This window comes from Ochrobactrum sp. SFR4, from assembly GCF_019730395.1.
GTDB lineage: Bacteria > Pseudomonadota > Alphaproteobacteria > Rhizobiales > Rhizobiaceae > Pseudochrobactrum.
This window is the reverse complement of record NZ_JAAPBB010001020.1, coordinates 1-255: the sequence shown is the minus strand read 5'-3', so window position 1 is coordinate 255 and position 255 is coordinate 1. Positions and strand designations below refer to the sequence as shown.

The following is a 255-nucleotide window of genomic DNA, read 5'->3' as shown; positions in this document are numbered from 1 at the left end:
CAGATTAAGCGGACGTGCCGTGGCAGCAATCGTACCGACGAGCCCTTGCCCCAGACGAAGTTGTGCCAAATGCACAGCCTGCGGGTTCAGACCTTCGGTTGCATAGAGTTCAAGAATTTCATCGGAGCGCAGCACATAGAAAGAACAGACCTCCGCCACCATATTTTGCGCGATCTCGCGCACAATATGATCAAGGCGTTCCTGCGGTTCCAGCGCTTCCGCCATTAAGGCGCGAAGACGCTTGAGCAAAATCCG

1 protein-coding gene is annotated in these 255 nt (G+C 54.9%); it reads right to left on the bottom strand.

The genetic code is table 11. From position 1 onward, the window contains the following. A partial coding sequence (locus HBA93_RS22160) for a GAF domain-containing protein (protein ID WP_353619430.1) occupies window positions 1-255 on the bottom strand: 255 nt, incomplete at both ends.